The sequence below is a fragment of the Mesorhizobium sp. C268A genome, assembly GCF_040324475.1.
Classification (GTDB): domain Bacteria; phylum Pseudomonadota; class Alphaproteobacteria; order Rhizobiales; family Rhizobiaceae; genus Mesorhizobium.
This window is the reverse complement of sequence record NZ_JAMYVX010000001.1, coordinates 3,507,921-3,530,436: the sequence shown is the minus strand read 5'-3', so window position 1 is coordinate 3,530,436 and position 22,516 is coordinate 3,507,921. Positions and strand designations below refer to the sequence as shown.

Below are 22,516 nucleotides of genomic sequence, written 5' to 3'. Positions count from 1 at the left end.
CCACACCAGCCCCAATCTGGCGCCTCCCGACCGGCCCCAAAAAAGCAAGACTAGCGCATTGTCAGCGCAGAGCAACTTGGATTCGAAACGAATTCCCCGGCGACCGGCGGCCGGACAGCATACCAGGGCGTCCAGATCGGATGGTGGTGACTACTGGAGCTTCCTCCGGTCGCCCGCCGACAGCCGCGCGGCATCGCGATGAAGCAGCATGACCTGCTCGGCGTCCGATATCCGATCGTGAAACGGCTGCAGCGCAGCGTCTTCATCGAGTGCGAGAGCACCCGACAGATCGGGTGAAAGCACCGTCAGCTTCTGCTTGCTGCCCGCCAGTTCCTCCTCGCCGAGCGTCAGCCAACTGTTGGCCCCGCAATAGCCGGCGAAGTCCTTGCTGGCGAGAACGCTGTGCGGATATTTCTTGGTCAGGGTCTGGAGACGCTGGACCTCGTTTACAGCCGAGCCGAAGACCGAGAATGTGAGTCGGTCGGTAAGCCCGACATTGCCGAACATCACATTGCCGACATGCAGGCCGATACCAAATTTTATGTCGCCCAGTCCTTGCTCTTTTCTGCGCAGATTGAGCTCCATCATGCGCATGCTGGCCTTGTGCGCAGCCGCAAGAGCAGCCTGGCAGGCGATCTCTGACTGCGCCCGGTGCCTTTCGCAGGGGTAGACGGCAATGAATCCATCCCCCAGGAAACTCATGATCTGCCCGCCTTTGCGATTGAATGGTGCTGCGATGGCATCGAAAAACTGGTTCAGCGTATCGATATAGACTTCGCGGCCGGAGGTTTCGGCGAGCCTTGTCGACCCGCGCATATCGCCCATCACCAGCGCGGCCCGGATTGTGTCGCCCTCGCCGCGCTTGATCTGGCCGTCCAGCACGCGCCTGCCGGCGTCACCGCCGAGATACGTGGTCATCATGTTGTCGGCGAGCTTGGTGAGCACCGCCATCTTGCTTGCTATGGCGAGATGGTTCTGGATCCGCAGCAGCGCCGAAATCATGCTGTCGCTGAAGCCTGAAGCACTGTCGGTGGACCAGGACCCCAACATGCCCTGACTTGTATCGCCGTTGAAGGGATGGACGAAAGCCATGTAATCGGTGACGCCCATAAGCCTGAGCTCATCGAAAACAGGAAACTCCGACCGCACCGACGGGTCGAGCCGGCGCCGCAGATGGTCGAGCTTGTTGCTGAGCAGATGGTAGTATGGGCTGGTCAGGAATCTGTCGGAATGGACGCCGTTCTCACTCCGGAAGCCTTCCACTTCCAGGCCTTGGCCGCGAATCCAGGTGAAACCGAGCGCGTCATAAAGCGGATGCAGCATCGAAAAGCTCAAATGCACCCGCTTCAGCGGCAGGCCGGCAGCAGCCAGCCGTTCACAAAAACCCTTGACCAATGTTTCCAGGTCGTCGCCCGCCAGCGCCGACTGGGTCAGCCAATCGGCAACCTTATCCATGAGAATGTTGGAAATTTCTGCTTGCGCTGTGCTCATGCTATCTCGAAACCCGTCGAAGACGAGCCATCTCCTTTGATCCGCAAATTCTCGAAGTCAATGAAGCCGGCTTCGGGGGCAGAAGCCGGCGAAGAATATCCCAAATGACTGTCCTTGCAGGAAGCAAGCAGACGTCGACCGCACAGATCACCTGCGACACTATGTGGCGAGGCTGCCGGCGAAGTGCAATCCCGATCCTGACATCGCGCAAAAAATTGGTCGGCTCAGGCACCGTCGGGCTCGCCGGGTCTCAAGAACCATGGCCGAGGCGCATTGCGGAAAATCGATTTCCCCAAGCCGTCGTCAGACCGGCGCCTTCGCCTTCAGGCTTGCGGCAGCCATTGCATAGCCGCCGGCGGCGCCATCGATGAAGTGAACATGATCGCGCTGCAGCGGCGAGATGACGAGGCATGTCATCAAGGCCGACTTCTGGCGGTGCAGGCCATAGTTGCAGATGCCGGCCTCTTCCGCCTGTTTCAGCCGGTTCTCGATCCGCTGCAACACATCCGCGTCGACGTCGATGGTCATCTTCAAGCCGTCGTCGAACTTGCGGAAATCCGAATTGCTGGCCACCTCGCGTTTGTAGACCTTCGGGTCGAAACCGCCGATCGTCCAGCCCAATTTGTCGGTGACGGCCGTAAGCGTCATCAGGAAGATCACCCACAGCTTGGCCAGCCACCGCCGCCCCGGCGGCGCCGTGGCCCGTGCCTCGACATCGAGACCGGCGGGCAAGAGACTATAGGCCGGACCGTCCACCGGCACCGGGTGGCCATCGCGCTCCTGCCTGCCGGCAAGGGCGATGATGTCGGAAGCCAGAAACTGGAAACCACGCAAGTCGCGCGATGCCCCCGGCACGGCTATGATCGAGACAATTTCGCCATGCCGGGCTTCGATCGGGTTCCAGCGGCAGGAGAGGCCGGTCAGATCCGGCCGCGCGCCGGCCGGCGCGGGGTCGATGCGGTAGCGCCCGGCTTTCATTTCGGCTTCCGCCCAACTGCCGCCGCCGCCGGCGAACATGGCATAGAAGGCTGCTTCAGAGGCCTGGAACCTCGCCACGCGAACGTCGAGGCCTTGCGCTCTTATGTCCTTTATCGGCACGATTGCGGCACGCAAGGTCAGGTCCAGTTCGTCCGCCACCCATCTCTGGACAGAAGCCAGCGCGTTACGGGCGATCTCCAGCGCCGAGCCGGGAAACGCCACGAGCGCGCCGTCGCCGCCGAAGACGAAGGGAAGATCTTGCCGGCCCAGTGCATTGAGCAGCGCCGAAATGACGCTGGCGCCGGCCATATTGACGGTTTTGTAGCGCCCGGCTTCGATCGCCTTGGTCGAGCCGACGATGTCGGCGGTGGCCAGCGCCCAGCCATCGGGGAGAGGCCGATAGTTGTCGATATCGGCAACGCTTTCGAACTTTGCGAAGACCGGCAAAGAAGCGACGAACGGGTCGGACGCGACAGCTGTTTCCATAAGCATCAGATAGCACATTCCAACGCTTGAAGGTGAAGTCGATCATGCCTCGAAATTGACTTGGGCAGGCTTTGCGATGATAGGATCGCGCGATGCGAATTGCCTTCTACGCCCCGCTGAAGTCGCCCAATCATCCCGTTGTCTCCGGCGACCGCCAGATGGCACGGATGCTGGTCCAGGCGCTGCAGCATGGCGGGCATAGCGTCGAACTGGCATCGGAGTTGCGCTTCTATCTACGCCAGCCGGAACCGAAAAGTTTCGATGCGCTCATGATCGAGGCCCGGGACGAAGCCGCGCGACTGACAAGGCTTTGGGACCGCGACGGCAAGCCCGATCTCTGGTTCTCCTATCATCCCTACTACAAGGCGCCCGACCTGATCGGGCCCGAGCTGGCGTTGGCCTTTGCCGTCCCCTATGTGACGGCCGAAGCCTCCTATTCCGAACGGCGCAACGCCGGTTCGTGGGCCGATAGCCAGGCATTGGTGGCGCGAGCCATCGAGCAGGCGGCGCTGAACATCTGCTTCACGCAAAGGGATCGCCAGGGGCTGGCGGATGCTGTTCCCCACGCCGCTCTCGGTATGCTTTCACCCTTCATCGACACATCGGCATTCCACGAAATGCCGGTACTGGATTATCCGACGCGCCTCGTGACCGTCGCCATGATGCGCCCGGGCGACAAGGTCTTGAGCTATCGCATGCTGGCGCAGGCGCTCGGGTTGATCGGCCACCTCCCCTGGACGCTGTCGGTCGTCGGGGACGGACCTGCCCGTGACGAGGTAAAGGCGCAATTCGCCGGCTTGCCCGCCGACCGTATCGAATGGCTTGGCGCGATTGAGCCGGTCGCCGTGCCGGATGTCCTCTATCGCGGGGGAATCTACGTCTGGCCGGGTTACGGCGAGGCCTATGGCATTGCCTATCTTGAAGCACAGGCCGCCGGCCTTCCGGTGGTGGCTCAGGACATTGCCGGCGTGCCGGAGGTCGTGCGGCATGGCCAGACCGGGTTTCTCACCCCGCCAGCCGATGTGGCGGCGTTCGCTTCCGCAATTGCAAGGCTTCTGGCCAATAATGATGAAAGAACCATCATGGCTGCAGAGGCCAGACGTTTCGTTCTCGAAGAACGCTCTCTCGGTGCTGCAAAGGCCCGCCTGGCCGAACTTCTCAAGATGATCCCGTTGTCATGACATCCGACCCGACTTGGCAGCCCCTGGTGGACGAGCTGGCGCACCGGCAACGGGCGGGCCGCAAGGCAGAGTTCTGGCTGCGCGACGATGACGCCGTGGATCCGACGCCGGCGCTCGATCGGTTGCTCGACCTCACCGGTGACTTCGCGGTGCCGGTCACTCTGGCCGTCATTCCGGCCCAGACCGACGGGAAGCTTGTCGTCCGGCTTGACGCCGCGCCGCATGCCACGGTCGCCATTCATGGCTGGGCGCACCGAAATCATGCGCCCGAGGGTCAAAAAAAGCAGGAGCTCGGCGCGCATCGGCCACGCGAGGTGGTGCTGGATGAGCTGACCGGCGGGCTGTCGCGTGTAACCGGCCTGCACGGCGCACGTGCGGTTCCGATGCTGGTGCCGCCCTGGAACCGGATCGACGCCGGCCTGGTACCCGACCTCGGATCGATAGGATTTGCGGCATTGTCGGTGTTCGGGCCGCCAAGGCCGGCTTCCTTGGCGGTCATCAACAGCAATGTCGACATCATGGATTGGCATGGCACGCGCGGCTGCCGCGATCATGGTCTGTTGGTTCAGGCCATCGTCGCGCAATTGCAGCGTGCATTCGACGGCGGCGAACCGGTCGGCCTGCTCACCCACCATCTCGTCCATGATGAATCGGCATGGCTTTTCCTCGAACGGCTGTTCACGATCACCGCGCGGACCGAAGCCTGCGCATGGCTTCCGATCAGCACATTGACCGAACGCAGCGCCGGAAAATAGCTCAGCGCTTTTTGTTCACTGAAGTTGGGAATGTGAGCGTCTGGCCATCCCGCGCCGCAAAAGCGCCGGCAAACCTGTCCTTGGCCAGTTTCTCCATCTCGTCCAGCTCATCGTCGGTGCGTGCCGGATCGTGGTGAAACAGCGCAAGCCCGCGCGCGCCGGCCGCCTCGCAGAGCTTGACGCCCTGTTGCCATGTCGAGTGCCCGTTGCCGCGGTAGCGCTCCATTTCCTCCTCGGTGTAGGTGCAGTCGTAAATGACGAGGTCGGCATCTCTGATCAGGCCGAGCACCGCCTGGTCGAGTTTGCCCGGCTCGTGCTCGGTGTCTGTGATGACCGCCACGACGCGGCCCCCCCATTCGACCCGGTAGCCGATGCAGCCGCCCGGATGGGTAAGACTACCGGTTCGTACAACAACTCCTTCGCGTGGCCGAAGCAGGTCTCCGGATGCGAAATCGCGGCAGTCGAGGCTCGCCTTGCAGACACCGAGTGTCACCGGAAACCATGGCGGCCGAATGAATTCATCGACCATCTGCCGCGTCGTCATGCGTCCAGCGAGATGCCCGGACCAAAGCGTAACTTTGATGCCTCGTTCATAAATAGGCTTGAAAGCCGGCAGCCCGATGATGTGATCGTAATGGCAATGGGTGAAAAACAGGTCGAAATCGGTGACGCCCGCCGCCCGAAGCGTCCTGCCGGCAGGCCGCAAGCCGGAGCCCGCGTCGAACAGAAGCGTATGCTTGCCGCATTGCATCTCGATGCAGATCGTGTTGCCGCCATAGCGAGCAAATTCTGGCCCCGACACCGCAATGCTGCCGCGCACGCCCCAAAACCTGACAAGGAAGAAATCGTCGTCCATGCACCCTTTCGCCCATCGTAGCCAACCAACTGCTGCCAGAGTCGTTCCAGGAAAGGTGTGACACGGTTCCGGAAACTGCATCAAAACAAAGAAACAGAGCGGCTCGCCGCTTCAGTGCAACTGTGAATCGCTCTCGGCCGTTCGTGCGTCGATCAGGTCCGCGGTCGTACTGCTTAGCCTATCGGCAAGAACCCGCAATATCTCGATGGTCATTTCGGGAAACTCCTTCATAAGCCTCAGGAAATGGTCCTTGCGGATTCTCAAGGCCTCCAGCTCACTTGCCGCTTTGACGGTGGCAGTACGGGAGCTGTTGCACAATATGGCAATCTCGCCAACGATCGAATTTGGCAGCAATTCAGCAACTTTGATCGGCCCATTGTCGGAATCGACCAGAATATCCGCGCTGCCCGAAAGGATGACATAGGCGGCGTCTGCCTCGTCGCCCTGCCGGAAAAGAATCTGGCCGGCACTGTAGTTCACGCGATCGGACGTGAACGCGAGCAGCTTGAGCTTTGTCGGCTCGATGCCAGAGAACAAGGGAACGCGTTGCAGCATTCCAACTTCATCCTTGAGCAGCATTGTCGCAAACCTTCCTGAATTCGCGTTTGCCAGACTATGACACAAGTTCCTTGAAGATACCGTTTCCCGCCAAGAGTGTCTCGTGTGTTCCGTCTTCCACCAATTGGCCTGAGTCAAAGACCACAACCCGATCGAACATCGCCGCCATTGCCGGATTCGTCACCACCCACACAATTGCCGGCGAATGGCCGTCGCGTCTGGCTTCGTCGAGCACATTCCGCAACACCTTGTCCTGCACGCGCTGGTCGAGCGCCGACAGCGGCCGATTGAGAATGAGGAAATCGGGACGCTTGAGCAAGGCGCGGGCAACATCGAGCTTCTGTCGCTGTCCGCCGGTCAGCCGCCTGCCGGCGGCGCCGACGTTGAAGTCCAGGCCGACATCCAGAAGCTCGGCATAAAGCCCCAGTTCGTCAAGAATATCATAGACGATGGAGCGAATGCGGTCCGGCGCGTCGGGATGGTTGTTGCCGACACGCCCGAACAGGACGTTGTCCATGACGGTGGCCGCGGCGATGTATTTGTCAGGGTCAAACCGTTCGACAGCTTTCTCCAGCTCGGCCGGCAGGTTTCCATAGAACTGGTTGCGTGCAGCGATGATCTTGCTCATCAGCTCGTCGGTCAAGAGGCCGAAGCGATGCCGGGGCTCGATATAGGCAAAGCTCAACGTGACCATCATGGCGCGGTCGTTCTCCGAAACCGCATCGTAGGGGCGATTCTTGAGCCGTTGCAGCAAGGTTTCGTAGGCGGGTATCTCCTCGGCGCTCATGAAGGCGAGCTGCTGGAAGAACTGGTGTTCGGGCGGCAGGTCGGCAAACAGCTCGATCGCCTGTTCGGCGATCTCCATGCCCATTTCGTAGAGCGTGCGGTCGAGGCCGGCTTGCTTCAGCACGGAAGCAAAATAGGGATTGGACGCCAGTGCCTTGTGAGCCAGTTCGGGGCCGGCCGCAGCGCCGAAGAGCAGGTTCTGGCCGATCGTCGCTTCCTTGTTGTAGGCGCCCGGTTCAAAAGGAACCACCAGCGCGCTCAGGCCTTCTTCCTCCAACCGGGTTCGCAGCGCCGCACGCAATTCGACGATCCGCCCGGCAAGCTTCGTGTGGCGCTTGAGGTCGGCCGAAGAGCGCAAGCCTAGATCCAGAATGTCGCGCGACAGAAGAACCGCGTCGAGCACCCGGCGCACGGCTTCAAAGAGGTCGTGCGGGCCGGTGGCGCCGGCGGAGGCATAGTTGATCCAGTCGCTGCGGATATCGAGATCCGGATTGCCCGACCGGCGCGCCTCGTCGATATTCCAACGGTGCTGGTCCGCCGCGGCGCCGTCATATGTCACCGATGTCAGCGGCGCATGCTTCAACCCGTAGAGCAAATTGTCGCGCAGGCTTGCCTGGAACAGGAAAACATCCGACGAAGCGTAGGACATGCGCCGGCCGGTCACGGCTTCGGGGAGATCGAGCAAGTCATCGGAGCCCGAAACGATCCTTCCGCTGTCCGGCCAGGTCAGCCGCGCAAAGGCTTCCGCAAGCGCCTCCGCTCCCCCTGTTGCGGTGCTGACCAGCGCCACCGTCTCACCCGGCTTGACCTCGAGCGAGATGCGATTGAGGAGCATTGCGCCGCCATCGTCTGCTATCGACAGGCTGACCGCCGACAGCGGCTTGGTCATCGGATCGGGATCGTCGACCGTCAGTGCTCCGATTTCCGGCGCGATGATATTCTCGACGGTGAACTGTTCGACGACCTGCTGATATTTGACCTGGACATCCTGCCGGTCCTGATCCCAGTCGATCAGTTCCTTCATCGGTCCGGGCAAGTCCTTGTAAGCGCCGATCACGGCCACGAGCTGGCCGACATCCAACCGCCCCTGGATGACCAGATAGCCACCGATCATGTAAAACAGAAAGGGCGTGAGCTGCGCGAGAAAATTGTTGAGGAACTTTACCATGAATTTCCATTGGTAAAGATCGAAGCGGATTTTGAAGATGAGCCCGAGCCGGGCTGCTATGTCGGCGCGCTCGTAGTTCGACGTATCGTGGACGTGAACCGCGCCGATGCCGTCGACGATTTCGCCAACCCGGCCTGAAAGCGCGCGCGCCGTCAACTGCCGCTGGCGCCCGAGCACGAGCAGCCGCCGCCGCATTCGCGGGATAAGCACGATCTGGATCGCCACGATCACGACCGCTATCATTCCGAGCCAGACGTTCTGGACCATGATGAACAGCATGGCCGTCAGCGCCTGGCCGCCGAGCAGCACCGGCTGCAGGAAGGCATCGCCAATGAAGCCGCCCAGCGGCTCCACCTCGTCCTTCACCATGGTCGCCACTTCGGCGGATTTCACCCGCTTGAAGTAAACCGGCGGAAACCGCAGCACACGATCGACCAGATCGAAACGAATACGCCGCAGCATGCGTTCGCCGAGCCGGCCCTTGTAAGTGTTGATGTAGAGCTTGAACAAGCCGTTGATGACGACCAGCAAGAGGAACACAAGGCTGAGCGCAAGCAGGGTCGAGGTGCGGTCCAGTTGAAAACCGGAGAAGAACTGGACCTCGCCGATGAACGGCAGGTTATAGTGCAACCGCATGAATGGCAGGGTCGCGCCCGGTTGCTCGAACCCCTTGCCCTGGATCGGGCCGTTGACGATCAGCTTCGGCAGGTCGAACGACATGAAATACGGGACCATCGAAAGCACGACGATCATCAATATCCAGAGCTGCTGCTTCCTGGTGTGCGTCCAGATATAGCGGGCTAGGCTGGTTTCCATATGCGATTGTCAGTTTGAAGGATGCGGAATGTAAAGGCACCTGCTGGCAAATGGTGTATCGGCCATGTCTTCGCCGCCAACGACGAGCTCAAAGCGGCAGCTGCGCGCCAGGCGGATGGGCGCCGATGGTCCGGACAAATTCAATCGGCCTCCTCCGGGCAATGGCGAAACGGCTTGCGGCACAGTCGCGTCCGCAAGTCGAACAGGCAAGAGGCAAGATTGCGTTGTGTCGCCGGAAATCCCAACATAGAAGACGAATATGATGGATGTCACGCAACCACGCAATGCCGGCATGGGTGGGCATGAGCAAGCCCTGGACCTCACGCGGGGAATTGCCGCCTACGTCGACCACCCTCTCGTGGCCGGGCTGGCGCGCGTCATCGCCAAGCATCCGCAGGCCGATATCGCTAATGCCTTCAACCACAAGCAGGTCGCCTGCAAGATGTGGGCGCTCGACAGGCTGTTCGAAAGCGACGGCGGCCGGTTCGAACGCATATGGGTTCTGGGTGGATGGTACGGCGTATTGCCGGCGATGCTTTTCAACGACGCCCGCTTCGACATCGGGGCGATCGACAGCATCGACATCGATCCCGAAGTCGGCGCGGTCGCCCGGACACTCAACCGGCAAGCCGGCGAGCGGTTTCAAGCACTGACGGCAGATATGTACGCACTCGACTATGGCGCCGGCCGACCCGACCTGGTGGTCAATACGAGCTGCGAACACATAGCCGATCTCAGCGCCTGGCTTGCCCTGCTTCCGCGGGGTACGAACGTGCTGCTGCAGTCGAACGACTATTTCAGCGAGCCGACGCACATCAACTGCGTGGCGTCACTTGCAGCCTTCGAAGCAATGGCGGCGCTGCGGCAGATCAGGTTCTCCGGCGAATTGCCGACAAAAAATTATACACGCTTCATGCTGATTGGAACTGTTTGAAGCGCTCGCGCAGGATTTGCGCCGAGCGCCGCGCCCCTTCCAGATCGAGACGATGCGAGGCTGGCGGCGGTCCCGCAAGCGCCTGCTCGATCGCATGCGCCAGACCTTCAGGCGTCAGGTCCTGTTCCGTCAGCACCGTTGCAAGACCGAGCTCTTCGAGCATCAGAGCGCGACGCGTCTGCTCGGTTTCCCCGCCGGCTGCAAATGGAACGAGCAGCGAGCGACACCCCGCGCGCATGACATCGCAGACCGTGTTGTAACCCGCCTGCGAGACCGACAGGCGGGCGCCGGTCAGCAGGCTGGCGAAATCCTCGCGGAACCGGAAGATGGACAGGCGTGGGGAGGCATCGCGTGCGATCGCGTCAAACTCGTCCTTCGGCAGGTTTGGGCCGGTGATCAAACACCATGTCCAGGCGTTGTCGGCATTTCGCGCCGCCGCGACGGTGAATCTGACAAGGCTCTTTCCGGCCGCCCCGCCGCCAACCGACACCAGAACGTCGAAGCGCTCTGAGGCCGCTTGCGCCGGCGGCGCGGCAACGAGCCCGGTGTAGGCGACCTCGGCCCTGATCGCCCCAGCCAGCGGAAATGTCTTGTCGATGGTTGCGAAAGCCGGATCGCCATGGACCATGACAAGATCGAAATGCCTGTTAACGAGATCGACCGTTTCTTCGTTTCGGCTCGGCTTCACGCGCTCCTGAAGGATGTCGCGGACGGACGCCGCCAGCAGCGGTCTGGGCGATGTCGCTTCGATGGCCTCGATCAGTGGCAAGAGTTCGAAACGCATCTGCCGGCGTCCAAAGGGAAACGCCTCGATAATGACGATGTCGGGCCTGTAATCCCGGAAAGCCTGCAGCAGCATCTCTGAGCGCCGCCTCTTGAAATCATCGTCGATGGCTTTGCCCTGCAGGTCGACAAGTCCGGAAAATCCTTCGTCACCGGAGGTGACAGGCGGCAGGGTCACGGATTTTACACCCGATCCCGGAAATCCCGCGATCGGCGCTCCGCCGGTCACGACGATGACGTCGAACCCGTCATCGACCAGAGCCGCCGCAATGCGGCTGGCGCGCGCGAGATGGCCGATGCCGAGCAGGTGCTGAACATAGAAGAAAGCGCGCAGCCGCTTCATTCGGCGGCCCGCCACTCCCGCTCGAACAGTTCCTTGAGCTGTCCAATGCCTGCCACATGATCGAAATTGCTTCGCACGCGCCGCTCCGCGGCGTCGCCGAGGCGGACGCGCAGGACGGGATCGCGGATCAGGCGCTCCAGCGCCTGTGCCAGGGCAGTCGGGTTTTCCGAGGGAATCAGCAGCCCGGTTTCATCCGACGATAAAAGCTCCGGCACGCCGGAAATATCGGTCGACACGCAGGCAAGCCGCTGGCTGGCCGCCTCCACCAGAACATTCGGCAGGCCGTCCCGGTCGCCATCCGCGGTGATCCTGCAGGCCAAAGCGAAGATGTCGGCGCTGCGGTAGTGCTCAAGCACCTCCTCCTGCGCCAGCGCGCCTTTCCAGGAGACGCGCCCCTCCAGTCCGAGCCTTTGCGCCAGCGCCTTCAGCCGTTTCAGTTCCTCGCCGCCACCGATATGCTCGAAACACCACGCCAGATCGCCAGGCAAGAGGGCAAGAGCCTCCAGCAACGTATCATAGCCCTTCTTTTCAACGGCGCGTCCGACACTCAAGATCATGACCGGTTCGGCCGGCGCCGAGCCGTCACGCTGTTTTCGCGCCTCGCCGAAACTGCCGAAGCGGTCAAGGTCGAGCCCATGATAGCTCAGATGCACGGACGAACTGCCGTTGGCGAGTTTTTTCAGATGGTCGAAGCCGGTTTTCGTGCACGTGACCGTCCAGCGCGCCGAGGAAAGCTTGCCGGCCAGATCCCAGTCCGCCGACGTCCAGATGTCCTTGGCATGGGCTGAGCAGCTCCAGGGCAAGCCACGAAGCTGGCTGGCATAGCGCGTCACCGATGCCGGCGTGTGCGCGAAATGGGCATGCAGCCATCCGGCATCTTGCGGCCATTCGGCCGCCAGCACCAGCGCTTGCCCGAAGCGCCGCGCGCGATTGCGGGTAAAGTCGCGGCGGATATCGGCAGCGAGCGATCTGAGCGCGCGCCAGAAGCCAGGCCGCGGCAGACAGGCAAACAGCGATCGAACCACGCGCAGCGGCTCTCTGTGCAGATATTCCGGCAGATAATGGACGGGGGCCTTGATCTCGTCATGCACGGGATGACGTTTTGCGTCGGTCGGCCGCCTGAGCGCGAAAAGTATCAGGTCGAACCCCGCACGCTCCAGACCGAGCAGCTCCTGCGCGATGAAGGTTTCCGACAGCCGCGGGTAGCCCTTCAGAACCACGACGATCTTGCGGTGTTGCAACTCAGTTCATGCCTTCAATGACCGAAAGGTGATGGCCGGCCCGCCGGTCGAGCAGTTCCGCGACGATTTCGGAAATATGAGGCAGCCCTTCCAGCGTCAGATGCGCATTGCTCTGCGATGGGCGCGGCCGGCCCGGCAAAACCTGCAGCGCATCGGCAAACCGCTGGGCATCCTCGGCCTCCTCGGGCAAAAGCATCTCGATGAGGCCGAGTTCGGCTGCGCGCCGTGCCCGGATCAGCTGTTCCTCGCGCGGCGTGACGCGCGGCACGATCAGCGCCGGCTTGTCGAAAGACAGTATCTCGCAATAGGTGTTGTAACCGCCCATCGCCACCACCGCCTTGGCGCCGGCAATCAGCTCTTCCATCCGGTTGTCGAATTCGATGATCTTGACATAGGGGATCTTGGCCCCCTTCCGGACCAGCTTGTTGCGCTTGCGCGCCGGCATGTAGGGCCCAAGCACGATCAGCGCCCGGTGCTGCAATCGCGGATCCTGCTGATAGGCCTCGATGACGTTGTGGATCAGGTCGGCGCCGTCACCGCCGCCACCGGTGGTAACCAGGATATAGTCGCCCTCGGGCCGGTGGCCGGGCAACTGGTTCTGCTGCAGGCTCCGTTGCAGGAAACCGACGAACTTCATCTTTGCCCTGACCGCCGGCGGCACCTCCAGGCCGGTCAGCGGATCGTAGAAATCCGGCGGGCCATAGACCCAGACCTTGTCGTAAAACAGGCCGATCTTGCGCATCACATCCCTGCGTGCCCACTCCGCTTCGAGCAAATGCGGCGCGTCCATCACCTCGCGCAGGCCAAGCACGAGCGTGGTGCCCCGCGTCTTGAGGTAGGACAGCGTATCCTCAATCTCTCCGCGCAGCCCCAGCGGTTCCTTGTCGACGATGAAGATATCCGGCCGGAAGCTCTCGGCCGTGTGGCGGATAATCGACTGCCGCATCCTTAGCGTCTCGTGCAGATCGATGTCCTTTTCCAGCGAGGTGTATTCGCCGTTTCGCAGCTTGATGACGCTGGGGATCTTCACGAAGTCGACGCGGGCGCGGTAGTCGAAGGCGCCGGCGATGGTGGCGCCCGAAATGATTAGCACCTGAAGTCCGCGGAAATCCCCGACCAGCGAATGCGCGATCGTTCGGCAACGCTGCAAATGGCCGAGCCCGAACGTGTCGTGGCTGTACATGAGAATTCGTGCGTCTTTTGCGTGCTGTGTCATTGTGAACGTCTTTTAGAATTCTCGCCGGACCGTGGGCAACCCCGCAGGCTTCGAAACCATTCTCGCGGGTCTATCGACCTGTTTTGAAACATGGGGGCGAGAGGTACGCAACGGCATTCTTCACCAGGTCACGAATGCCAGGGGCGCTGATTGTGGCGCCATGCCTTGTCTTCGCCGACGATAGACGGCCCGAGCACAAATCTCTGTCATGAGGCTTGACCCCGTGGAATTAAATGCCCTGCGGCCTGAGGCAGGCAAAGCGCACATTGCGAAAAATCAAGGGCGACCAAGGCGAAACGAGGCTGCCGCACATTGTGAGGAGAACCCGCACCTTGGGAAAATGCTTCATAATCCATCGAAACACAACGGCCGCCAGAGGCCGCACGTTGCGGCCTTTTATCCTGCCATCAGCCTTGGCCTGTGGCAAGCGTCCGGTCCTTGCACCGTTGAAGCTGGTGCAATCTCGCGTCATGCCGGCTTCCTCCGTCATGTGGAGGATAGCTGCGGCCCCAATGAGATTCGTCAGCCAGGCGACCCATTCGCCAGATCCGTCACAAAGCTTTGCGTGAACACGCCGGCCGGAAGGACGGCTACGCCAACCTTGCCCTTGTCGTCCTCGGCGTTGCCAGCAGCAGACTTGTCTCGCTGCCGGTTATCCCCGGGATGAGCCGTATCCGCCTAAGCACCGCGTCGAAATCGGTGAGCGACGCCGTTCCGAGTTCGACCACCAGGTCCCAGCGGCCATTGGTGGTGTGAATGGTCGAAACCTCGGCGAGGCCGCCGAGCGCCCGGACCACGCGGTCGGCGGCATGGCCCTCGATCTCGATCATCATCACGCCGCGTATCCGCTGGTCGACCGCGTCGGCGCGCAGCACCACCGTGTAGCCGATGATCTCGCCCGTTTTTTCCAGCCGCTCCATGCGCGCCCTGACCGTGGCGCGCGACACCCCGAGATCGACCGCGAGATCGGAGATGCTGCGCCGGGCATCATGCCTGAGCAGCGTGACCAGCCTTTCGTCGAGCAAGTCCATGATTCTATCCACTTTGACCAAACTGACTTATCGAATTGATAAATCATTCTTCTCGAAATGCCAATTTCGCCTGTTCAAACTGCCGGTCCAGGATGGTTCATTCCACGCATCAATTGCCCAATCAATTTGCAAGGACACCAAAAACCATGCGCTGCAGGATCGTTGGCGCGCCGGTGCAGGACGGCGCCGGCAGGATGGGATGCGAGATGGGGCCGAGCGCGCTGCGCACGGCCGGGCTTGTCTCGGTGCTGTCGGAACTCGGCCACGAGGTCGAGGACTGGGGCGCGGTGCAACCGGCCGCCGTGCGCGCAATCGTCCACGGCAATCTCGCGCTGAAGGCCCTGCCGGAGATTTCCGCCTGGACGGCGGCAATTGCCGAGACCGCCTATGCGGCTTCGCGAGACGCCATGCCGATCTTCCTTGGCGGCGACCACGCGATATCGGCCGGCACGGTGTCGGGCATAGCCCGCCGCGCCGCCGAACGCGGCCGGCCGCTCTTCGTGCTTTGGCTCGACGCACATCCCGATTTCCACACGCTCGATACCACCGTCAGCGGCAATCTGCACGGCGTGCCGCTCGCCTATGCCAGCGGCCGGCCGGGCTTCAACGGTTATTTCCCGGACCTGCCTGTCGCCGTCGACCCTGCCCACATCTGCGTCATGGGCCTGCGCAGCGTCGATCCGGCGGAGCGCCGGGCGCTGAGCGAAGCGGGGGTTACCGTGCACGACATGCGCACCATTGACGAGCACGGCGTTGCACCTTTGCTGCGCGCCTTCCTGGCCATCGTCGAAAAGGAAAACGGCCTGCTGCATGTCAGCCTCGACGTCGACTTCCTCGACCCCTCCATCGCGCCGGCCGTCGGCACCACCGTGCCCGGCGGCGCCACCTTCCGCGAGGCGCATCTGGTGATGGAGATGCTGTCCGACAGCGGCCTGGTCTCCAGCCTCGATCTGGTCGAGCTCAACCCGTTCCTCGACGAGCGCGGCCGCACCGCCACGCTGATGGTCGACCTCGCCGCCAGCCTGATGGGCCGCCGGATCATGGACCGCCCGACCCGCAGCCATTCCGGAAGCATTGCATGACCCAGCCTTCCCGCCTTGCCATCGTCCCCTTCGTCAGCGTCGACCGCATGATGAAGCTGGTGCTGACCATCGGCGTCGAGCGGTTCCTCACCGAACTCGCCGCCTATATCGAGGAGGATTTTCGCCGCTGGGAGCTGTTCGACAAGACGCCGCGCATCGCCTCGCACAGCCATGACGGCGTCATCGAACTGATGCCGACCAGCGACGGCCGGCTATACGGCTTCAAATATGTCAACGGCCATCCCAAGAACATGCGCGAGGGGCGCCAGACCGTCACCGCCTTCGGCGTGCTCGCCGATGTCGGCTCCGGCTATCCGATGCTGCTCACCGAAATGACGATCCTGACGGCGCTGCGCACCGCGGCGACCTCCGCTGTCGCGGCCAAATATCTGGCGCCGAAAGGCGCGCGCTCGATGGCCATCATCGGCAATGGCGCCCAGTCCGAATTCCAGGCTGTCGCCTTCAAAGCGCTGCTCGGCATCGACCGGCTGCGGCTCTACGACATCGACCGCTCGGCTTCGGAAAAATGCGCCCGCAACCTCGCCGGCAAAGGCTTTGACATCACCATCTGCGCCACCGGCCAGGATGCTGTGGAAGGAGTCGACATCATCACCACGGTGACCGCCGACAAGCTGTCCGCCACCATTCTGACCGACAACATGGTCGGTTCCGGCGTGCACATCAACGCGGTCGGCGGCGACTGCCCCGGCAAGACGGAACTGCACCGCGACATCCTTTTGCGCTCCGACATCTTCGTCGAGTTCTCGCCGCAGACGCGCATCGAGGGCGAAATCCAGCAGCTCCACGCCGACCATCCGGTGACCGAGTTGTGGCAGGTGATGACCGGCAAGGCGGAAGGCCGCAAGACGGCGGAACAGATCACCTTGTTCGATTCCGTCGGCTTCGCCACCGAGGATTTTTCCGCACTGCGCTATATCAGAGACCAGCTTCAGGCCACCGGCCTCTACGAGGAGCTCGACCTGCTCGCCGATCCCGACGAGCCGCGCGACCTCTTCGGCATGCTGCTCAGGGCAGCGCTGCAGCCGGCAGCCGCCTGAGGGGCTTCAGCCGCGCAACGGCGCGCAGCTCTCCCGTTCGACGAGCACCGGGGTGAGCACTTCGCGGCGCGAATGCGCCGCCGGCTCGGCAACCCGCTCGAGCAGCAGGCTGACCGCCCGCGTGCCGATCTTCTCGACCGGCTGTGCGATCGTCGTCAGTGGCGGCCAGGTGGTGACGGCATAGGGTATGTCGTCGAAGCCGATCATCGACATGTCGCCGGGGACCCGCAATCCGCGCCCGCGCAGCACTGTCAGCGCGCCCATGGCCATCAGATCGTTACAGGCAAACAGCGCCGTGATCCCCGGCGCCTGCGCCATCAGCCGCTCCATCGCCATGCGGCCGCCGGCGAAGTGGTAGTCGGAATCCACCACCGAGGCCGGCGGCAGGTCGAGGCCGGCTTCCTGCAGCGCCCTGGCGAAGCCGCGCAGGCGGGCGGGGCTGGAGCTGGAATCGCGCGGGCCGCCGATGACGCCGATCTTCTCGTGACCGAGCCCGGCCAGATAGCGGCCGGCGAGATAGCCGCCATAATCGTGATCGACCAGCACGGAATCGACATTGACCGAATGGATCTCGCGGTCGATCAGCACCGCCGGGACGCCGGGCAGAAGGCTGGAGAACACCCGCGCATGATCGGACGAGCCGGCAAAGATCAGCCCGTCGATCTGCTTGGCCATCAGCACCTGGAGGTAGCGCTCCTCCTTCTCGGCGCTGCCGTCGGAGTTGCACAGGATCACCGTATAGCCGGCAAGGAAGCCGGCATCCTCGATCTGGCGTGCCACGCCGGCGAAGAACGGATTGGAATTGTCCGGCAGCAGCAGGCCGATGGTCTTGGTCTCGCCGCGCCTCAGGCTGCGCGCCAGCGTGTTCGGACTGTAGCGCAAGGCGGCGATGGCCGAATGCACGCGCTCGGCCGTCTCCGGCTCGACATGGCGCGTGCGGTTCATCACATGCGAGACGGTTGCGACCGACACTCCGGCATGGCGCGCGACATCGGCAATCGTCGTCATTTCTTGTCCCCTAGTGCATGTCGCCCGGAGTGTCCGGCGGATCTGGGAAAATGACATCCATAAAACAAAAACCAAAAAGCGCGACGCGCTTTATCGGATCACCCTCAACAGCTTTTCCCGATAGGCATCCAGAATGACGGCGAGCACAATGACAAGGCCTAGCACGATCGGCTTGAAATTGTCGCCGACGCCGAGCAGCTCGTAGCGACGCCGGCGACCGGGCCACCGATGTTGACGCAACAGATAGACCATGGCGACGATGCCGGCGCGTTCTCCCTTCCGCCGGAGCGCTGTATCCTTCTCAGGCTAGTGATTCCCGCAGACAGGAAACCTTCATGAACGGCCTGACGCCCATACTTTCCACCGTGACCGCCTCGTTCCTTGCCTCCTTCGTCGAAGTGGTCGAGGCCTTCACCATCGTGCTGGCGGTAGGCGTCACCCGCAGCTGGCGGCCAGCGCTGACAGGCGCGGCGCTGGCGCTGGCGGTGCTGGCGGCTCTGGTGCTGGCCTTCGGACCGCTGCTGGCGCTGATTCCCATTGCGGTGCTGCAGTTCGTCGTCGGCGTGCTCCTAGTCCTGTTTGGCATGCGCTGGTTGAGAAAGGCCATTTTGCGCAGTGTCGGCGTCATCGCCCTGCATGACGAGGACGCGGCCTTTTCAAAGGAAACCGCCGCTTTGCAGCAGCAGGCCAATGACCGCCGCGCCGATTATCTGGCCGGGCTCGCGGCCTTCAAGGCGGTGCTGCTCGAAGGTGTCGAGGTGGTGTTCATCGTCATTGCCGTCGGCGCCGCGCATGCACAGACCTTCTATGCCAGCCTTGGCGCGTTGGCAGCCTTCGTCCTGGTAACGATCATCGGCCTTGCGGTGCACAGGCCGCTGGCGCGGGTGCCGGAAAACGCGCTCAAATTCGCCGTCGGCCTGATGTTGACAAGCTTCGGCATTTTCTGGACCGGCGAAGGCCTGGGCACCGACTGGCCGGGCGCCGATCTGGCGCTGCTGGCCATCTTCGCAATCATCGCCGTCGCGTGCTTCGCCATGGTGCGCTGGTTGCGCGCCAGCTACCCCAAGGCTGCACAAGGAGTTGCTCGATGAACGTCGTCCGCCTCATTCTAAAGGAGCTCGTCGGCATGTTCATCGACGACGGCAGCCTTGCGACGCTGGCGCTGCTGTTGATCGTAGCGATTGCCGCGGCAGTGAAGCTGCTGGCGTTGCCGCCGCTTGCCGGCGGCGTCCTGCTTCTGCCCGGCTGCCTCGTCATCCTGCTCTACAGCGTGCGCCGCGCGGCACGGCGCTCCGGTCAGTAGAGGGTGAAAAACACCGGCAGCATGCCGCTGATCCGCAACTGCTCAATCGTCTCGATGGCCGGGAACAGCGCCAGGAAATAGAGCCCGTCCGTGAATGTCCGCCGCAACGCCTTTGTCGAGAACCGGCGTTCGGCTTGATCGTGAAACAGCAGCGGGTTCGGCCAGAAAGGCGGCGTGCGTTCGGCATAGACGCTGTAGGCGGGGCCGAACTTTCCAAACAGGAACTCGGCTTCCTTGCGCACCGTCACCCGGAACACCAGGTAGCTCACCAGAGCCAGCGCCGCCGCCACCAGCACCGAGCCGTACATCAACCCGACGCCCGCCGCGCCGACCGTGGAAAAGAAGTAGAGCGGGTTCCGGCTCATCGAGAACGGGCCGATGGTGACCAGCTCGTCGTTCTTCCTTCCGCCGACATAGAGAATGCTCCACAGACGGCCAAGGAAGCAGACCAGCACGAAGCCGATGCCCAGCGCCTCAATGTATCCGTGCCCGTCCGAGCCTTCGACGAGAAAGGGCTTGGTGAACAGCAACAGCATGACGGCGAGGGCTGCCGCCACTTGTATGACGAGCAGGCGCTTGTGCTGGTCGAACGCCTTCGCTGCCGGCTTGGGGGGAGCGTAGCTCATCATAGTTCCTGCACCCCGGCAGGGCTCTCATAGCGCCGGTGTCTCGCCACCCACTAGCGAGACGGCGGCCGACTATCCGGCCGTCAATCTTGGCTTCGGACTGACCGTCACCTCGCTGATCATGACCGGCATCCTTGTCGTCGCGCTGGCGCTGCAATTCGCGCAGAAGCGTTATGTGCCATGCCTATTGGCTGGCGGTGGTGCTGATCAGCGTCGTCGGCACCTTGATCACCGACAATCTGGTCGACAATTTGGGCGTCCGTCTGCAAACCACCACGATTGCCTTGGGCGATGTCCATACTTGGGCAAAGCCGGTATTCATCGTTCTGATCTGCATTCATGCCGGTGCGGCACTCTTCCATCATTTTATTCTGAAAGACGCCGTGCTGCGCAGGATGCTTGTCCCTGCGCGCGATCCGGTCGGATGACACTTATGGACATGTGCAACGACCACGAGCGACCAGGCGCCGGCGGATATTCTAGGAACGGACCGCCGCCGGTGCTAGCATGCCGCTCTGGCAAAGCCTCGGCAACAGACCGGAACAGAGATGCGACTTCTCCTTGTTGAGGATGACCCCAGGACCGCAGACTATGTCGTCAAGGGCCTGAGCGAAGCCGGGCATGTCTGCGATCTGCTGCGTGACGGGCATGACGCGCTGTTTGCCGCGACACGCGACGCCTATGACGTGATCGTCGTCGACCGCATGCTGCCCGGCCTCGACGGCCTGTCGATGATCAAGGCGGTGCGGGCGGCGGGCGTGCGCACGCCGGCGATCTTTCTGACCTCGGTCGGCGGCGTCGACGACAGGGTTGAAGGGCTCGAGGCCGGCGGCGACGACTATCTCGTCAAGCCATTCGCCTTTTCCGAACTGCTCGCCCGCATCAACGCGCTCGGCCGTCGCCCTGCGGTGCAGGAGCTGAAGACGACGCTGCGCATCGCAGACCTCGAAATGGACCTGATCCAGCGCCGCGTCACCAGGCAGGGCCAGGCGATCGACCTGCAGCCGCGCGAATTCAGCCTGCTCGAAGTGCTGATGCGCGGCGAGGGCCGCGTCATCACCCGCACCATGCTTCTGGAACGGGTCTGGGATTTTCACTTCGACCCCAAGACCAGCGTCGTCGAAACCCATATCAGCCGGCTGCGCGCCAAGATCGACAGGCCGTTCGAAACCGCGTTGATCCACACCGTGCGCAACACTGGCTACAGTGTTCACGACTGAGGCGCGGCATGACAGAAACTTGCCATGACTGAAGCTTGCCATGACTGAAACGCACTATGACTGAGACAGGCTCTCGCCTGCTGCGCAGCACGCCGTTTCGGCTGGCCCTGACCTTCGCCTTGCTGTTCGTGCTCGCCTTCATCCTGTCAGGCGCCATCGTCTACCAGCTGATGAGCGCGGATCTTGCCGAGCAGCTCGACCAGTCGGTCAAGGAGACCTATTCGGTCGTGGCGGTGACCTATGCCGGAAACGACCGGGAGGATCTGGTTTCGGCAGTCGACAGCCACGCCGCGCTCAGCCCGAGCAAGGAACAGCTGTTCTCGCTCACCGATCCCGCCGGCAATCGCCTGGCCGGGAATTTCACCGCCGCCGACCTTCCCGATGGCTTTTCGGATTTTGCCGCTTCCCTGCCAGGCGTTGCGCCGGACACTATGTACCGCGCCTGGACCGGTTCGGTCGGGCCCAACAGCCTGACAATCGCCTTCTCGCTCTCCGAAACCGAGGAGCTGGAACGCATCGTTTTGATGAGCTTCGGCTGGGCCACCCTGATCATTTCAGGGCTGGCGGTGGCTGGCGGCGCCTTGCTGGCGTCGCGTGTGCAGCGTCGCCTCGACGGCATTGCCACCACCATGGACGATGTCTCCAACGGCCGGCTCGACGCCCGCATTCCACTGCTCGGCAATGGCGACGACATTGACGGCGTCTCGCGCCAGGTCAACGCCGCGCTGGAGCGGCTGGCGGCGCTGGTGGACGGCATGCGCCAGGTCAGCGCCGACATCGCGCATGATCTGAAGACGCCGCTCAACCGGCTGCAGATGATTTTGGAAGCTGCGGCCGACAGGACCGCGCGGGGTGAGGCCGTTGCCGATGAGCTGGCGGAGGCACGTGGGGAAAGCCTGCAGATCAACGATACTTTCGATGCGCTGTTGCGTATTGCCCAGATCGAGGCCGGCGCCCGCAAGTCGCGCTTTGTCGATCTCGACCTCACCGGCGTCATCGATGCCATTGCCGAAATCTACGCCGGTGTCGCCGAGGATGACGGCAAGTCGCTGTCGGCCACGATCGTCCACGGCACCCCATGCCTGGTCCACGGCGACCGCGACCTGCTGACGCAATTGTTTGCCAATCTGGTTGAGAACGCGCTGCGGCATTGCCCCGATGGCACGGCAATCCTTCTATCGGTGCGGCGGCAAGGCGACCGCATTCTGGCTGAGGTCGCCGACAATGGCCCCGGCATCCCGGCGCAGGAGCGCGAAAAAGTGTTCCAGCGGCTCTACCGGCTGGACTCCAGCCGCACCACGCCCGGCAGCGGCCTGGGCCTCAGCCTTGTGCGGGCCATCGCCGACCTGCATGGTGCAACGATTGCGCTGGAGGATCGCCGGCCTGGGCTGGCGGTAATTGTCGGGTTTCCTCGGGCGGAGGGCACCGGTCCCGGCTTGAAATGACAACGCCAGAGCCAGGTCGACCCCACTCCGTCGAGCGAAGCAGCGACGGAGTGGGGGAAGGCGCTCATGAAACGCCAAGTCGCTGACAACTTTCTCCAAGTTGATGATCGCATCCGACAAAGGCGGTCGCGATTAGCCTTGCACATGTTTC

Annotated in this window: 20 protein-coding genes and 2 pseudogenes; 10 read left to right on the top strand and 12 right to left on the bottom strand. The window is 62.6% G+C overall.

Going from position 1 to position 22,516, the window contains the following annotated elements; translation table 11 throughout:
* Window positions 1–150: 150 nt before the first annotated feature.
* Window positions 151–1,491 (bottom strand): adenylate/guanylate cyclase domain-containing protein, encoded by a 1,341-nt coding sequence (locus NKL06_RS17150; RefSeq protein WP_023672139.1) that lies wholly within the window; start codon window positions 1,489–1,491, stop codon window positions 151–153.
* A 303-nt stretch (window positions 1,492–1,794) separates the two neighbouring features.
* Window positions 1,795–2,973: a DUF3095 domain-containing protein gene (locus NKL06_RS17145; protein ID WP_031208485.1), complete on the bottom strand. Its 1,179-nt coding sequence runs from the start codon at window positions 2,971–2,973 to the stop codon at window positions 1,795–1,797.
* A gap of 74 nt (window positions 2,974–3,047) precedes the next feature.
* On the opposite strand from NKL06_RS17145, the gene NKL06_RS17140 reads away from it, so the two are divergent.
* Entirely contained in the window at window positions 3,048–4,136 is a 1,089-nt protein-coding gene (locus tag NKL06_RS17140; protein WP_023692893.1) for a glycosyltransferase family 4 protein, read from the top strand.
* Entirely contained in the window at window positions 4,133–4,891 is a 759-nt protein-coding gene (locus NKL06_RS17135; protein ID WP_023692894.1) for a polysaccharide deacetylase family protein, read from the top strand. The genes NKL06_RS17140 and NKL06_RS17135 overlap by 4 nt, the downstream gene beginning before the upstream one ends.
* A gap of 1 nt (window position 4,892) precedes the next feature.
* On the opposite strand, the gene NKL06_RS17130 is transcribed toward NKL06_RS17135, so the two are convergent.
* The 3 genes from NKL06_RS17130 to NKL06_RS17120 all read right to left on the bottom strand — a co-directional run bounded on the left by NKL06_RS17130 (window position 4,893) and on the right by NKL06_RS17120 (window position 9,075).
* Window positions 4,893–5,747, bottom strand: coding sequence for an MBL fold metallo-hydrolase (locus tag NKL06_RS17130; protein ID WP_023692895.1), 855 nt, complete (start codon window positions 5,745–5,747; stop codon window positions 4,893–4,895).
* Window positions 5,748–5,858: 111 nt separating this feature from the next.
* The gene (locus tag NKL06_RS17125; RefSeq protein ID WP_023672144.1) at window positions 5,859–6,326 is read right to left on the bottom strand and encodes a cyclic nucleotide-binding domain-containing protein; all 468 of its coding nucleotides are present in this window, start codon (window positions 6,324–6,326) and stop codon (window positions 5,859–5,861) included.
* Between the two features lie 34 nt (window positions 6,327–6,360).
* On the bottom strand, window positions 6,361–9,075 hold the full coding sequence (locus NKL06_RS17120) for an ABC transporter transmembrane domain-containing protein (protein WP_023692896.1): 2,715 nt from the start codon (window positions 9,073–9,075) through the stop codon (window positions 6,361–6,363).
* Between the two features lie 262 nt (window positions 9,076–9,337).
* On the opposite strand from NKL06_RS17120, the gene NKL06_RS17115 reads away from it, so the two are divergent.
* A complete protein-coding gene (locus NKL06_RS17115) occupies window positions 9,338–10,009 on the top strand; it encodes a class I SAM-dependent methyltransferase (RefSeq protein WP_081725482.1) in 672 nt (223 codons plus the stop codon).
* Here the strand turns inward: NKL06_RS17115 and NKL06_RS17110 are convergent.
* The 4 genes from NKL06_RS17110 to NKL06_RS17095 form a co-directional block, all read right to left on the bottom strand.
* On the bottom strand, window positions 9,987–11,135 hold the full coding sequence (locus NKL06_RS17110; RefSeq protein WP_023692898.1) for a glycosyltransferase family protein: 1,149 nt from the start codon (window positions 11,133–11,135) through the stop codon (window positions 9,987–9,989). The genes NKL06_RS17115 and NKL06_RS17110 overlap by 23 nt on opposite strands.
* Window positions 11,132–12,376, bottom strand: coding sequence for a glycosyltransferase (locus tag NKL06_RS17105; RefSeq protein ID WP_023692899.1), 1,245 nt, complete (start codon window positions 12,374–12,376; stop codon window positions 11,132–11,134). Before NKL06_RS17105 ends, NKL06_RS17110 begins: the two co-directional genes overlap by 4 nt.
* A gap of 1 nt (window position 12,377) precedes the next feature.
* Window positions 12,378–13,592, bottom strand: coding sequence for a glycosyltransferase family protein (locus NKL06_RS17100; RefSeq protein WP_023672150.1), 1,215 nt, complete (start codon window positions 13,590–13,592; stop codon window positions 12,378–12,380).
* A 590-nt stretch (window positions 13,593–14,182) separates the two neighbouring features.
* Complete coding sequence (locus NKL06_RS17095) at window positions 14,183–14,623, bottom strand: Lrp/AsnC family transcriptional regulator (protein WP_023685065.1); 441 nt, start codon at window positions 14,621–14,623, stop codon at window positions 14,183–14,185.
* Between the two features lie 146 nt (window positions 14,624–14,769).
* Between NKL06_RS17095 and rocF the strand changes: the two genes are divergently transcribed.
* Both rocF and ocd read left to right on the top strand, forming a co-directional pair.
* Complete coding sequence (gene rocF / locus NKL06_RS17090; RefSeq protein WP_023692900.1) at window positions 14,770–15,705, top strand: arginase; 936 nt, start codon at window positions 14,770–14,772, stop codon at window positions 15,703–15,705.
* Window positions 15,702–16,763, top strand: coding sequence for an ornithine cyclodeaminase (ocd, locus tag NKL06_RS17085; protein ID WP_023692901.1), 1,062 nt, complete (start codon window positions 15,702–15,704; stop codon window positions 16,761–16,763). The genes rocF and ocd overlap by 4 nt, the downstream gene beginning before the upstream one ends.
* Window positions 16,764–16,769: 6 nt before the next feature.
* Here the strand turns inward: ocd and NKL06_RS17080 are convergent, their stop codons facing one another.
* Both NKL06_RS17080 and NKL06_RS32765 read right to left on the bottom strand, forming a co-directional pair.
* On the bottom strand, window positions 16,770–17,771 hold the full coding sequence (locus NKL06_RS17080; protein ID WP_023692902.1) for a LacI family DNA-binding transcriptional regulator: 1,002 nt from the start codon (window positions 17,769–17,771) through the stop codon (window positions 16,770–16,772).
* Between the two features lie 90 nt (window positions 17,772–17,861).
* A pseudogene (locus NKL06_RS32765) lies at window positions 17,862–18,047 on the bottom strand (ABC transporter permease); the annotation flags it as partial.
* Window positions 18,048–18,106: 59 nt separating this feature from the next.
* On the opposite strand from NKL06_RS32765, the gene NKL06_RS17070 reads away from it, so the two are divergent.
* Window positions 18,107–18,862: a COG4280 domain-containing protein gene (locus NKL06_RS17070; protein WP_023692903.1), complete on the top strand. Its 756-nt coding sequence runs from the start codon at window positions 18,107–18,109 to the stop codon at window positions 18,860–18,862.
* Window positions 18,859–19,074: a hypothetical protein gene (locus NKL06_RS17065; protein ID WP_023672157.1), complete on the top strand. Its 216-nt coding sequence runs from the start codon at window positions 18,859–18,861 to the stop codon at window positions 19,072–19,074. The genes NKL06_RS17070 and NKL06_RS17065 overlap by 4 nt, the downstream gene beginning before the upstream one ends.
* On the opposite strand, the gene NKL06_RS17060 is transcribed toward NKL06_RS17065, so the two are convergent.
* Window positions 19,068–19,700 carry a methyltransferase family protein gene (locus NKL06_RS17060; protein WP_023687613.1) on the bottom strand — a complete coding sequence of 211 codons (633 nt, stop codon included), beginning with the start codon at window positions 19,698–19,700 and terminating at the stop codon, window positions 19,068–19,070. The two genes, NKL06_RS17065 and NKL06_RS17060, sit on opposite strands and share 7 nt — an antisense overlap.
* A 58-nt stretch (window positions 19,701–19,758) precedes the next feature.
* Here NKL06_RS17060 and NKL06_RS17055 point away from each other — a divergent pair.
* From NKL06_RS17055 to NKL06_RS17045, 3 genes and pseudogenes are all read left to right on the top strand, one after another.
* Window positions 19,759–20,128, top strand: a pseudogene (locus NKL06_RS17055) (hypothetical protein); the annotation flags it as partial.
* Between the two features lie 120 nt (window positions 20,129–20,248).
* Window positions 20,249–20,920 (top strand): winged helix-turn-helix domain-containing protein, encoded by a 672-nt coding sequence (locus NKL06_RS17050; RefSeq protein ID WP_023672160.1) that lies wholly within the window; start codon window positions 20,249–20,251, stop codon window positions 20,918–20,920.
* A gap of 56 nt (window positions 20,921–20,976) precedes the next feature.
* Complete coding sequence (locus NKL06_RS17045; RefSeq protein WP_023692904.1) at window positions 20,977–22,365, top strand: HAMP domain-containing sensor histidine kinase; 1,389 nt, start codon at window positions 20,977–20,979, stop codon at window positions 22,363–22,365.
* The last annotated feature ends 151 nt before the right edge of the window (window positions 22,366–22,516 follow it).